The 12,197-nt window shown below is 65.6% G+C and carries 13 protein-coding genes and 1 CRISPR repeat array (1 of these 14 cut by a window edge); of the genes, 4 read left to right on the top strand and 9 right to left on the bottom strand.

The annotated features are described in order from the left end of the window. A CRISPR array of direct repeats spans nucleotides 1-1,082; the repeat unit is 29 nt; unit sequence GGGTCTATCCCCGCAGGTGCGGGGGAGCC; it begins 777 nt to the left of the window's first position. Nucleotides 1,083-1,146: 64 nt separating this feature from the next. From cas2e to F8A10_RS12770, 9 genes are all read right to left on the bottom strand, one after another. Beyond that, nucleotides 1,147-1,440 carry a type I-E CRISPR-associated endoribonuclease Cas2e gene (gene cas2e, locus F8A10_RS12730; protein ID WP_010399215.1) on the bottom strand — a complete coding sequence of 98 codons (294 nt, stop codon included), beginning with the start codon at nucleotides 1,438-1,440 and terminating at the stop codon, nucleotides 1,147-1,149. Then, on the bottom strand, nucleotides 1,440-2,318 hold the full coding sequence (gene cas1e, locus F8A10_RS12735) for a type I-E CRISPR-associated endonuclease Cas1e (protein ID WP_010399213.1): 879 nt from the start codon (nucleotides 2,316-2,318) through the stop codon (nucleotides 1,440-1,442). Before cas1e ends, cas2e begins: the two co-directional genes overlap by 1 nt. Continuing rightward, a complete protein-coding gene (locus tag F8A10_RS12740; RefSeq protein ID WP_010399211.1) occupies nucleotides 2,318-3,064 on the bottom strand; it encodes a type I-E CRISPR-associated protein Cas6/Cse3/CasE in 747 nt (248 codons plus the stop codon). The genes cas1e and F8A10_RS12740 overlap by 1 nt, the downstream gene beginning before the upstream one ends. After that, nucleotides 3,061-3,726, bottom strand: coding sequence for a type I-E CRISPR-associated protein Cas5/CasD (gene cas5e, locus F8A10_RS12745; protein ID WP_010399210.1), 666 nt, complete (start codon nucleotides 3,724-3,726; stop codon nucleotides 3,061-3,063). Before cas5e ends, F8A10_RS12740 begins: the two co-directional genes overlap by 4 nt. Further along, a complete protein-coding gene (gene cas7e / locus F8A10_RS12750) occupies nucleotides 3,723-4,856 on the bottom strand; it encodes a type I-E CRISPR-associated protein Cas7/Cse4/CasC (protein ID WP_028717531.1) in 1,134 nt (377 codons plus the stop codon). The genes cas5e and cas7e overlap by 4 nt, the downstream gene beginning before the upstream one ends. Beyond that, the gene (locus F8A10_RS12755) at nucleotides 4,849-5,370 is read right to left on the bottom strand and encodes a type I-E CRISPR-associated protein Cse2/CasB (RefSeq protein ID WP_010399204.1); all 522 of its coding nucleotides are present in this window, start codon (nucleotides 5,368-5,370) and stop codon (nucleotides 4,849-4,851) included. The genes cas7e and F8A10_RS12755 overlap by 8 nt, the downstream gene beginning before the upstream one ends. A gap of 1 nt (nucleotide 5,371) precedes the next feature. After that, nucleotides 5,372-6,880 (bottom strand): hypothetical protein, encoded by a 1,509-nt coding sequence (locus F8A10_RS12760; RefSeq protein WP_010399202.1) that lies wholly within the window; start codon nucleotides 6,878-6,880, stop codon nucleotides 5,372-5,374. Nucleotides 6,881-7,162: 282 nt separating this feature from the next. After that, a complete protein-coding gene (cas3, locus tag F8A10_RS12765) occupies nucleotides 7,163-9,682 on the bottom strand; it encodes a CRISPR-associated helicase Cas3' (RefSeq protein ID WP_193668281.1) in 2,520 nt (839 codons plus the stop codon). 479 nt (nucleotides 9,683-10,161) lie between these two features. Then, nucleotides 10,162-10,407, bottom strand: coding sequence for a helix-turn-helix domain-containing protein (locus tag F8A10_RS12770; RefSeq protein ID WP_010399197.1), 246 nt, complete (start codon nucleotides 10,405-10,407; stop codon nucleotides 10,162-10,164). 109 nt (nucleotides 10,408-10,516) lie between these two features. On the opposite strand from F8A10_RS12770, the gene F8A10_RS12775 reads away from it, so the two are divergent. The 4 genes from F8A10_RS12775 to F8A10_RS12790 all read left to right on the top strand — a co-directional run bounded on the left by F8A10_RS12775 (nucleotide 10,517) and on the right by F8A10_RS12790 (nucleotide 12,146). Continuing rightward, nucleotides 10,517-10,840 carry a zinc ribbon domain-containing protein gene (locus F8A10_RS12775; RefSeq protein WP_152367524.1) on the top strand — a complete coding sequence of 108 codons (324 nt, stop codon included), beginning with the start codon at nucleotides 10,517-10,519 and terminating at the stop codon, nucleotides 10,838-10,840. 174 nt (nucleotides 10,841-11,014) lie between these two features. After that, the gene (locus F8A10_RS12780; protein WP_152367525.1) at nucleotides 11,015-11,524 is read left to right on the top strand and encodes a DUF1176 domain-containing protein; all 510 of its coding nucleotides are present in this window, start codon (nucleotides 11,015-11,017) and stop codon (nucleotides 11,522-11,524) included. A gap of 71 nt (nucleotides 11,525-11,595) precedes the next feature. After that, nucleotides 11,596-11,799: a hypothetical protein gene (locus F8A10_RS12785; RefSeq protein WP_227493499.1), complete on the top strand. Its 204-nt coding sequence runs from the start codon at nucleotides 11,596-11,598 to the stop codon at nucleotides 11,797-11,799. 137 nt (nucleotides 11,800-11,936) lie between these two features. Continuing rightward, complete coding sequence (locus F8A10_RS12790) at nucleotides 11,937-12,146, top strand: hypothetical protein (protein WP_152367526.1); 210 nt, start codon at nucleotides 11,937-11,939, stop codon at nucleotides 12,144-12,146. The last annotated feature ends 51 nt before the right edge of the window (nucleotides 12,147-12,197 follow it).

Here is a 12,197-nt window from a genome sequence, read left to right on the forward strand (position 1 = left end):
TGACGGCATCGGGAAGGGGTCTATCCCCGCAGGTGCGGGGGAGCCATCAGCGCGTGATAGGATCGCAGGTCAACAGCGGGTCTATCCCCGCAGGTGCGGGGGAGCCATCAGCGCGTGATAGGATCGCAGGTCAACAGCGGGTCTATCCCCGCAGGTGCGGGGGAGCCGGAATTCTTCGCGTGTCCTGGAACTTGGATAGGGGTCTATCCCCGCAGGTGCGGGGGAGCCAAAATCCCGTCCGGGATCAGCATCACAATCTGGGGTCTATCCCCGCAGGTGCGGGGGAGCCATGATCGTGCCAGCTGCGGCCTTTTCACTGTCGGGTCTATCCCCGCAGGTGCGGGGGAGCCGCAGGAGTGAGAACAATGCCCGATTTTACTGCGGGTCTATCCCCGCAGGTGCGGGGGAGCCCGCCGCTCGGACGGTCGGGGCCTGTCACAGGCGGGTCTATCCCCGCAGGTGCGGGGGAGCCTTGTAGGGATCGCAGATGCACAGCCGGGCGATGGGTCTATCCCCGCAGGTGCGGGGGAGCCCGGATCAGGCGATCACGACCGGATCGGGTCAGGGGTCTATCCCCGCAGGTGCGGGGGAGCCGGATCGTCGTCGGTATGGCCGAAATCCGCGTAGGGTCTATCCCCGCAGGTGCGGGGGAGCCCCGCTTTTCCTCGGCAGCAACTGCGGCCTCGCGGGTCTATCCCCGCAGGTGCGGGGGAGCCCGACCAGCAGCGCCGCCATCCGGGCGATCTCGGGGTCTATCCCCGCAGGTGCGGGGGAGCCATTCGCGGGCTTATCGTGCGCTGGCCTCGAACGGGTCTATCCCCGCAGGTGCGGGGGAGCCATGACCTGATCCCGGCGCACGGCATCCCCTGCGGGTCTATCCCCGCAGGTGCGGGGGAGCCACATCGTGGCCACGGTCCCCGTTGATCCAGTCGGGTCTATCCCCGCAGGTGCGGGGGAGCCCAAATGATATGGTTGATGCGGTCAGGGCGACTGGGTCTATCCCCGCAGGTGCGGGGGAGCCTCGTCAGGCTCGGGGTAGGTAGCCGAGAGCGCGGGTCTATCCCCGCAGGTGCGGGGGAGCCTCTCTTGCCCAATATATTGAATTTCCAGCGATGTCAAAAAGCATACGCGCGAGTGTTTTTACTGTTACACACGCTTGACGAGTAAAACCCCATCTGCGTCGACGATCTCCTTGGGCGGTTCGCCCAAGGTCTCGATCCTCAGATTCCCGGTCGCGCCGGTGTCTCGCCAGACCATGGTCAGCGAGCCACGGCCGAGCGCCGTCCACCAGTCGGTCATCACCGACCAGACCCGTCCGCGCACGCCGGCCGACATGTCGGGGGCGACATAGACGCCTGGCGCAATCTCCAGCATCACCGAGGTGAGAAACCCGCGATAGCGCGCCTCGACATCACGGGTCACGATCATCGTCAGTGGCATCAGGGATCGCGCCCCTCGATCAGCGCCTTGATCCGCTCGATCATCGCCGGGATCACGCCCTTCCGGGCGATCGTCTCTCCGGTCAGGCGCCGGGCGAGGCGTTCAATATTCTCGCCGGGCCGGTCAAGGGCGATCCTGGCCGCTTTGAAGGCGCAAGGGATCGTTACCGGATCGCGCCAGAGATCGGCGATGTCCAGAACGAAGCTCTGGCCCGGATCCTCGTGGATAAAGCCGAGTTGGGGAATGGTGGCGGTTGCGCAGACGGCGATGGCGGCGGCGGCCTCGACGGCCGAGGCGGCATGATTCAGCGCCTGATTGGGCAGGTCGGCCCTCATCGGATCGCCGCGGTCATAGCGTCGGCCCCGCCAGTCGATGCCTATGCGCTGCGCATGCAAGGCATAGGTCTGTTTCATCCGCGCCCCCTCGATCCCGCGCAGGACATCAAGCTCGCCATGAGGCAAAATCTCGCCCAGACGGACGGCATACATGCGCCGGGCCGTCATGATCCGAAGATCGTCATCGGCCCAGATCCGCGCTTGAAGCCGGGCAAGGCCCGAGCGGTCGGGGATTATTGGCGGCGCGGTATAAAAGCGCACCCCATCCTCACCAACGGCGGCAAGGGCGGTGCGGGCATGGGCCAGGAGCCGCAGCGCGTCATGGCTGACCGTCGAGCCCGGGCCGAGCAGGATGATCGACACGCCTTGCAGCGGGATGGCATAATCGCCCGGTTGCAGCGCATCCACCTCGGTGCTTTTCCCTTGCAGGAAGGCCAGCGTGCCATCGCGTGCGGTTAACGCCCCGCGCGCGAGGTAGAGGCAGCCTGCCCGGTCGGCATGAGGCACCTTGGCGCTGTCGAGTCCGAGCCTGCCCTTGAGCATCAGCGCGGCCTTTGCGGCGGCCGCAGCAGCAGCATGCCATAGCCATAGCTGCGGTGGCGCCCGACGCCACTTGCCAGCAGCCGGGCAAAGGCCGCAGCGTCAGTGACGGTCAATGTGCCAAGCACTGTCACGTCGGGCCCCTCGATTCTGCGTCCGTCCCGGACGGCAATCTCGCGGCGAAAGCTCGCCAGACGGCTGGTTTCCCGTTCAAGCTCGGCGCCGGGGAGCAGCCGCGCGGCCAGCCAGTCCAGATAGACCGCCTCGCGCGTCACCTCCTCGCCGCGCAGGGCGCGGGCGAGGAAGGCATCCACCTCGGCCCCTTTTCGGAAGATGAGCGGCTGGCCGTCTTTAGTTTGGCCGGACAGCGGCGACGCCAGCCGCACCACAGGGCGCATCCGCAGATCGAAGCCGATGCGCTGCCCCGGTCGCCAGGCCGTGCCCGGCCGGGGGATCGAGCGCAGGCGATCTAGGCGGATGGCCGCGGCGTCCGAGGGGGTCTGGCTGATTCCGGCGCTCTGGCGCAGGGCATCGGCATCATGGTCGGCATAGGCAAGCAGCGTGCCCTGCCTGGCGCCGGGGGCAACCATCAGGCGGAAAGGTTGCAAGACGCCCGGGCCGAAGACCTCGCCCAGCAGGTGATGCAGGGTAAGTCCCTCATCCGATCCGCGCCCCCACGCTTGTCGGGCACCGGCCCAGAGATGGAGTTGCCGCAGATCGACTGGGAGTTCGACGAGATGCAGGCTCATGTGATGCGCCCCAGACCGACCCGGCGGCTGCCGGCATGATAGCCATTGCGCCAGATCCGCAGATCCGCAAGATCTGTCATCGTGCCACAGCCTTCCTCAGCGGGCCAGAGCGCGTCTCCGGTCTGGCCGGTCGCCGTCAATGCGGCACGAGCCGTATCCGCCGTGAGCAGCCCCTGCAGCAAAGGGCCGCTAGGCAGGCAGGGCTTGCGGCCCAGAAACAGCGGTCGGGCCGGGCGGTCGAGCGCCGCGGCGAGATGGTCGAGATCCGGCGCCGCGTCGTCGGCAAGACGCAGCACGACATGGCAATCGTGATCGGCCAGATAGTCACGGCGGCGGCGGTGCGGGCTGTCATAGCTCGCACCGGCACGCTGATCGGGACTGCCCCAGGTGGTCCAGCCGCGATCATTAGCTTCCAGCTTGGCATTTTGGTTGTCGGTCAGCGGGCGGCCCTGCCGGGCATTCACGGCGCCGAAGATCAGCCTGTCTTGCAGGGTCTGATGCGCCTGCCAGTCCTCGCGCCGCAGCCCGAGCGCATTGGCCAGAAGGCCGGTCAGCGCCGAGGCGGAGGGGAAATCCCGCGTCGGCCCAACCTGATCGACCGCAACGCCGCCGAAGGCCAAGAGCGGGGCGGTCAGGCGCAGATGCAGCCAGCGGTGCATCATGCCGCGCTTTCCGAAAGCTGCGCGGGCAGCGTGCGCACGAAGCCCGCTAGATCGGCAAGGGAACCCCGCTCTGCGCCCGGCACATCGGCATTGGCCAGCGTCATCACCCGGCGTGTCTCGCCCGTGGCATAGGCGGCATCCAGCGCCGCGAGATGCGCCGTGAGCTGGGCGACAGCCGGGGCCGTGCTGGCGGCGCAGGCATCGCGGAAGGCTTCCGCCAGCGTGCGGGGCTGGCGGTCGCCCGCCTCGACCAGCAGGAAGGAGGCACGGGAATACGGGGCGGTCGAGCCAAGCTTGGCCCCGGGCGACACTTCTGCGATCAGATAGAGCAGATTGTGCAGCACCTCGCCCGCAAGCGCGGCATCGCCGCCGAGATTGGCGATCAGCCCGGGAATGTCGACAACGACATAGCCGTAGAACAGCCCCGAGGTCAGTTCGGTCTCCTGAATGGTGTCGGCGCCGGTATCCTCTTCCCGCGCCAGATCGTCGGCCGCGATGAAATAGTCGCTTTCGGCCTCTTCAGCGTGGACGGTGAAGGCATGGGCAACATGGACCGGCGCATCGATATTGGCGCGCGGGTCCGAGGTGACCATGCGGCCGAACAAGGCTCCGGTCAAGCCGCCCGGCATCTTGGCGCCCTCGCTCAGGGCCTTCAGATTGGCCTTGTGAGTCTTCAGCCAGTCCTTGGCGATCTCCTGTGCCGCTTTCCCGTCGCCCGCCGCTTCGGCGGCCAGCCGCTTCGCCTCGGTGGCCAGATAGGCCACCTCCACCTCGCCCAGCAACAGGGTCTGGCGGGACTTCTTGTCCGCACCCTTATCGCCATAGACGGCGACCAGCAGCGCCTCGCGGATCGGTTTCAGGACGGCTTCATCAACCTCTGTCAGATCGGCCAGAACCTTGCGGTCGATGGTCTCGCGCGAGCGGAAAGCATCAGTCGCGCCTGCGATCCGGCTGAGTGCATGGGGGTCGTCGGCAAGGCGCCAGTGCCGTTTGAGGCATTGCGAACTGACGCGGGTGCGCAGCGTGCCACCATAGGGCAGCCGCTTGGCCAGCCCGGCATCGTCGCGGTTCAGGAGCGCTGCGGTATAGGGAGCAAGGAAATGGATTTGCAGGAAGCGGGGATCAGGCATTCTGGGTCTCTTCGATCTGGGATCTGTCTAGGGCGCGGTAATAGCTGCGGGCAATATCATTGCGGTCACATTCGAAAGCGGCGCGGGCGAGGCTGATGAGATCAAGCGGGGGGTGTTTGCGGGCAATGCCGCGGATGATCCGCTCCAGCGCCTCCAGCCGGGCCGGACCGCGCAGGGCGAGGAGCCGGGCCAGCCGCTGTTCGGACACCCCGGCCTCGTGCAGAACCGTACCCAACGGGCGCTTGGCATCATGGACCGATGTGGTGGCGCTGGCCGGGGTCAGAAGCGCCACCATGCGGGTATAAGCCAGCCAGACGGGTTCCTCGGCCGATGAAAGTTGCAGGCGCGCGACCTGCCGCCAGAAAACAGGGGCACCGGCCCCGTCCATCCGCCGGGCCTCGGCCTTGCCACCCGGATCGGTCGCAGCCAGAGCGGCGGCGATCGACAGGGCGCAGCGGGCGAGCCTGTCCTCAGGTCTGGCTGCATGCTTGGCTTCGGGCGTATCTGTGGGCATGTCAGGCATCCTGTGCGTCCTGTTGCTGGAAGGGCTGCAACACCTTGGCGATGCCCCGCTCCAAAGCGTCCCGGCTACGGGCCTCGGCGCGGGGACGGAACAGACTGGCGCAAGGGATGGCGCTGCTGGCGATGTCGAATTCTCTGCGAGCGATCGCGGCAAGCGCCGTCAGGAACTCGCGGCGCATCAGGGTGAAATCGGCATCCACCTTCGCGGATGCTCGCAGCCAGAGTTCCGGGAAGAACAACTGATCCACCGCATGGCGATAGGCATCACGCGCGGGTTGGGCGCGGGCATAATGCGGCTTGCCGCGCTTCTTGCGATCGCCCTCGGCCGCGATCAGGGATAGGCCGTCGCGCAGCGCGGTTTCTATCGCGTCGATATCTTCCTGCACTTCGGCAGCGACCGAAACTGGCTTCGTGCCAAACAGCCCCGCCTTGACCATCGCCTTCGGCACCGGCACGAGGCGCGAGCGGAAACCGTCGGTCTTGGAATTGCCTCGGGCAAAGGCTTCGGCGATCAGAACCAGCGGCGCGGCCTCTTCCCCCGGCTGCGGCAGAGCCAGATCGGGAACTTTCCAGTCGCCGCCATAGAGCAGCCGCACCAGCACCTCATGGCTCCAGTCCTGCTCGCCAAGGGTGAAGCTCTTGTTCTCGGTCTTGTGCAACGGCGCCCAGGGGTCGCCGGTATTGCCCTTGGCTTCCTTGGCGGCCACACGCGCAGCCTTCGAGGTGCTGCGCTCGGCCGTGATCCGATCTCCCGCCTGCGACAGGCGGATACGGCGGCAGACCTCGATGAACATGGGGTCGAGCCGGTCCAGATCGAGGCCTGGCCCGTCGCCCCAAGGATAAAGCCAGAGAAGGGTCAGCCCGGCAATGCCACTGCGCCGGGTGAGAAGCGTGCGCAGATCTCGCGCCCACCAAGCCGAGGGATCGACCTCGACAGATCCTTCGCGCGCGGGCGCCAGCGCGATCATCGCCCGCGATGAGGAACCGCCGTTCATCCGAGCGATGCCGTAACTGTCTTTGCCTCCATAGCCCTCCATCGTCTGCAAGCTGACGAGGGCGAAGATCCAGTCCTGCGGCTCCGGCTCGCGGGCGATCTCGCGCTTGATGTCGTGATTGCGCGAGGTGATGAGCATATCGAGCGCATCGGGCGTGGCGACCGGCGTCCATTTCTCCCCGCCGGGATCGGGCGGTTGCAGGAAGGCGGGGTGCTTGCGGTCGGTCTGGATCAGATGCCAGGGTGCGTCATCGGCGAAATCCGGGGTCAGCACCCGCAGCGCGCGGCGCCAGTTGTCCTCATCCTCGGGCAGATCGCGCAGGCCCGCAGCATCTAGCGCCAGAACCGCAAGCTGCACGCAGAACATGTGCCAGGCGGGGCGCTGATGCGGACGCAGCGCAGGGAAGGCCGCGACCTCGCCCCGGGACATGGCGGCGAACAGACCGGGGAGGCTATGCGATCCCCGGTCTGTCGAGATAAGCGGCTCGGTGAGAAGGTTGCTGCTCATCGAGCGCAACGCCCCAAGAGTTTTGGGGAATGCACTTGGCCTGCGGCTTCAACCTCAGACAAGCAGGGTCTATTCCCGCCGAAGCGGGACACTTCGAAGGAGAATACCAGCCCGAGATCGACCCCTGTGACCCGGTCGCCATTGGGACGCCGCTTTCTGCCCGCCAGGAAGCGCGTACCAGCCTCAATGAGACGTCTCATCGGTATGAAGCTCCTCATAAGCGATAAACGTCAGAGAAACAGTTATCTACACCTTCAAGGATGAGAGCTGCAGCCTTAGCTGTCAAGGCTCCGTTGCAAGAATCGTTAGCCCCGCCGAGTCATAGCCGAACATCTTGCCGCCGACGCCGATCCGCAGTGGCGCGGTGGCCAGCAGTTCGACCGTCTCCTCGCCGGTCAACCCTTTCGACCAATGCGCGGGCAGCGTCAGGTTGCGCACCGGCAGGCCGAAGGCTCCGGGCGTGCCATCGGGGAGGGCCAGCATAGCGCCCTCCTCGCCCAGCCGGGTGCGGATCTTCTCGTCATCGGGGAACGAGATCAGCGGCGCCTGGCGGTCGAGGATCACGAGATCCGCCGCGCCCATCTCGGCCAGTGTCTTGCCGTGCAGGCGCTGGTGGTAAGCCTGCCAGCCCCGGGCCTCGGCGATCCGTGCCAAGGCCTCGGGATGGGTCGCAGCTTCCACAAGCACGCGGTTCATTTCGGGAATATGCCAGACTGGTTGTCCTGTGATCTGATCCAGCGTTGCGGCAAGACCGGGCACATCGACATAGACGCCCGAGAGGCTCGGACCCGCCGCATAGGCGCCTAGACCGTTATCGGCCCGCTGCACCAGCGGATCGAGGCCGCCCGGCGGGCAAAGCACAACGGCACGCGCCATTTCGAACCCTGCGGGACGCGCGCGCTTGTGGCGGTGCAGGCGCCCGATCCGCTGCAGCAGCACATCCATTGGGCAAAGATCAGTGATCAAGAGATCCGCATCGATGTCCAGGGACTGTTCGAGCGTCTGCGTCCCGATGACGACCCGACCGCCCAGCGACCCCTTGGCGCCCAGGGCCCCCTCCACCGCGCTATCCAGCAAGGCCCGGTCCTCGGCCGCAAAGCGACTGTGGTGAAGCGTCGGAATGCCCCGTATCTGCAACAGCAGTTCCGGCGCTTCGGCCTGTACGGCGGCGAACGTTTCCTGCGCCCGCCCCACCGTGTTGCGGATCACCAGCACCCGCGCTCCCCGCCGCGCGGCGGCAAGGGCAAGATCGGCCGCATCTGCCCCGGTCCAGCCCAGATGCGCACGCATCTCCACGGCCTTGTCCGCACGCGCTTCGCGCTCGACCGGCTCGATGCCGGCCGCCGTCCAGACGGCTGGATAGGGTCGGGCCGCCTCCTCGGGCAGCGCGGCGATCCCCGTTCCGAACCATCGGCAGCGCGCGGACGCCCCCAGAGTCGCGGACATCAATAGAACATGGCCGCCCAAGGCCAGATGGTCGCGCGCCATCCGTCGCTGGACCTCGCTCATATAGGGGTCGGAGGCATGAACTTCGTCGATGACCAGCAGCGCGCGCGACAGGGCGGTGCCGCGCAGATGGGCGTATTTCACCTGTAGCCCGCCGAGAGCGACCTGATCCACCGTACCGATGGCGATCGGCGCCGCGAGATAGCGAGCGGAATGCTCGGCCGCCCACCGGCTCGGCCGCGCTTTGCCATCGTCCCACAGGACCGAGAAGTCAGGCAGGCGCCGACCCTTCGCCTCGCCCGCCACCACTTGTCCGGGGATCGCCAGCAGCGCCTCGGGCACAGGCTTGAACATAAGCGCCAGTGCGGCATTGACCCGGCGCTGCAACTGTCGCGCCGCCGCTCTTGTCGGCACGGCGAAATAGAGCGCCTCGACCTCTCCCGCGGCCAGAAGTGCGGCAAAGCGCCAGAGCGCCGCCTCGGTCTTGCCCGCTCCCGTCTCGGCCTCCAGAAGAACGAGCCGTTCGTCCGTCGTCAAACCACCGATCGCCAGTTGTGCAGGCCGCGGCCGGGGATGATCCTTCGAGATCAGCTCCCAACCCGGTGGCCCCGAAAGCGTAAGGATATCCGCGGCCAGGCCGATCTCGGCAATGCGTGTCTCCGCGCGCAGCAGTGCGGTCTGCCAATAATCGTCGCGCAGGCGAGGCTCGTAGGGGAAGGCGCGGTTGTCGGAGGCAATCCAGTCCGCAAGGGTCAAAAGACCGCAGATGAAATGCACAAAAGCCGGCTCAGCAGGGGGCGGTCTCGCCTTGTCCAGATCGGGAAACCATGCCTCGAAAGCCGCCCCGATCCGGCGATGCTCCATTTGCCAATCATAGCTCGCGACTGTGGGAAAGGTGGCGGCAACCCTCCCCGACCCCGGATGGCTCGTCGGTCGCCCGTGATGCGACAGAATCATGGAAAACCACTGCTCCAACTCGGGCCAGGCGGCCAGCACATGGTGCCAGCTCGCGCCCGGCCCGTCTCCGCTCGGCGCTTCCGCCCAGAGCCACCCGGCTTCGAGGTGCCCGATTGTCGCCAGGTGACCCTTTCTGGGCCAGATCTTGGCTTGAAAGCCCGGAGCGAGCTTGCCGATGTCATGCAGGAAGGCCAGCGCGGTGAGGCAGCCGATCTCGGTCGGGTTTAGTATACGTCCAAGTGCCGCCTCAGCCTTCAGGCGATAGGGGCGACGCGACAGAAGCAATTGGAAGACCGCTGCGACATCGGCGCAATGATGCCCAAGATGATGATGCCCGAAGATGGGGCTGAACTTGCCCCAAGCTGCTCCCCAGATCGGACCAGCCCGTTCTGCTTGCATCAATCGTTCACGCTCTGGAGACCAAGACATTTCGCAGCCTATCTGTGGCACGGAAAATTCTACGTGTCTCGGAAAAACTTCAACCTGGCCTGATCCGCAGTAAAGGCGTGAGAAATTCAAATAACTCTCAATACTGTCGGAAGGCCCGCCGCTATCGTCCGAAGCGCCGGTTTGGGATTCTCTTGCAGGCCAAGCGAAATACCTACCCTGCGGTATTCCGAATAAATGGTCACGTCGGGATTCCGAGGCATCCTACAGGATCCCGTGCTGTGATTCTGAGGCGCCAGCCGTGCCGTACTGCCATCGGGCTGCTCTCCTCCCTCACGGCTAGTCTGGCTGATATCTCGCTGCGGTCCGCACGAATGATCATGTTCAATGTGTTTCTGCGGGTACTATGCTGCAGTGCTGCTAGACAACTTTCCGCCCATCGCGTCCACCCGCCTGCAATGCCGACCGCGTCGGAAATCTGCGCGCCTGTATCAGCGCCCGTCGGCTTCTCTCACGATTTGAACGATATCGCGAGGGTCTGATCCCATCGCTGTAGCTATTTCGACTAGTTCCACCACCTCGATTCGCCGCTCGCCGTTCTCGTACTTCGCCACAAAGGACTGCGGCCGCTTCAGGCGCTCTGCCAGCTCGGTCTGCGTCAGCCCTGCATCCAGGCGGGCCTGCTTAAGGGCAGCCATCAAGGCCAGATGACCAGGGCTGCGCAGGGTTCGGCCCATCCTTGAACTCCAGATAAATCCGGAATTCGGATAGTGGCACTTGAGCGTTATCCCATTTTAGGTTATTTCGTGCCGGACGTGTTTGCATCTTTATTTTCAGGACCAGCCGATGCCCCAACAATGTCCGCATTGCATGACCGAGATTCACGCCGAGGCCTCGACCTGCCCCGCCTGCGGGGCGATCCGCGGGGTGTGGGGCCGCTCGGTCGAAAGCTGGCGCCAGGCATCGACCTTCATGCTCGGCGTGGCCGCATTCTTCGTTCTAGCCGGCATAGTCTTTGGCACCTGGGTTGCATCGGTCGACGACCGAACGACGGCATTCGACGGCTTGATCGCCTTCCTGTTCCTGTCGCCCTTCATGCTGTTCGCCGGCGGTGTCGGCCTGTTCCTGCGCTATGTGATCCCCCGGATGCGGGAAGGCTGGTACCGATGATAGCCGCGAAGCGGAAACCGACCGCCGGCCCGAAGCGCACCTCGATCTGTCTCAGCGCCGAGGCGCACAAATCCCTGCGGATCGAGGCACTGCGGCGCGACATCACCATGAGCTAACTGATCGCGCAGGCGCTGCGGATACCGGCATCGACATTCCCCCGGAGGATCTGGAAGCATGAAACACCTGTTCACGGCCGCGCTGATCGGCCTCGCCAGCCCGGCCCTTGCCGCCGGTTGGTATTTCGAGGCCTCCGTCGAGGGCGGCGCGGAATACTGGACCTTCACCAACGAGACCGGCGAGGTCAGCCCGCGCCGGGTGCGCGGCAACGAGATCTGGATCACCCGCACCGACCAGATGAACGAACTTGACGCCAACGGCACCTGCGACTTCAACAACTGCCGCGTCAGCGTGACGCTGGACGGCCGCAACGCCGGGGCGGGCGAACGGGTCAGCATCCTGTTCTCGAATGGCGAGAAGCTGGATTTCGCGGCTGCCGGTGGCGACATCCTGTTGAGCAATTTCGACACGGCCGGCATGGGCGCGACCAACCTCTTCGTCCATTATATCCGGCAGGCGGAATGGGTCGAGATCGGCTTCGGCGGCAAGCGCCACCGCTTCAGCCTCGCCGGATCGGCGGCGGCGCTGGACGCGATCCGGCCATGGATGACGGGAGGCAAGCCGTGACCTCCCACGGGACCATGCACGCAACCAACGGATATCGGCGCAAAGGGCCTGACTACCTGAGCAACCCGGACATGGTTGCGTTCACCATCGGTCGGGTCGTGATGGCAAAGATGACAGCCGGCCGCCCCCTCAGCTGGAATACGCTACGGGCGCGGCTGATGCATATCGCTGAGGGAGATACCGTCGATCTGCCGGCAGGCGTGAATGCAGAGATGGCATTGGCGGCCCTGCGATATCTTCCCGCGCTGCCCGAGGTTTCCCGGTTCAAGGGCTGAGGGTAGGAACCTCACGCGCTGAACGGGGTTTCCCGCCCAAGAAATGGTCCAGGCATGGGCCATAGCCAACGCTTCAACCTCGCTGGATCGGCGGCAGCGCTGGATGCGATCCGGCCATGGATGAAAGGAAACAACTGATGACCCCGCAACCGTTCAAAGGCGAACTGCCCGCATCGATCTTCCAGCCGGATGAGGTCAAGGCACGCAACTGGTGGGCCACGCTGACCGAGCCGGAACAGGAAGAGCGCATCTACGACCTGACCCAGGTGCTGGAATTCTACGGCATCGACCTGCCCGACAGCGATGAGCGCTGGATGATGGCCTGCTGGGAAAACGAATTCGCCTGACCCCGTCCCTACGGCCCGTTGTGATGCGAGCGGGCCGGGGTCAGGCTGCGC

Source organism: Paracoccus kondratievae (genome assembly GCF_009301415.1).
In the GTDB taxonomy this organism is placed as follows: Bacteria; Pseudomonadota; Alphaproteobacteria; order Rhodobacterales; family Rhodobacteraceae; genus Paracoccus; species Paracoccus kondratievae.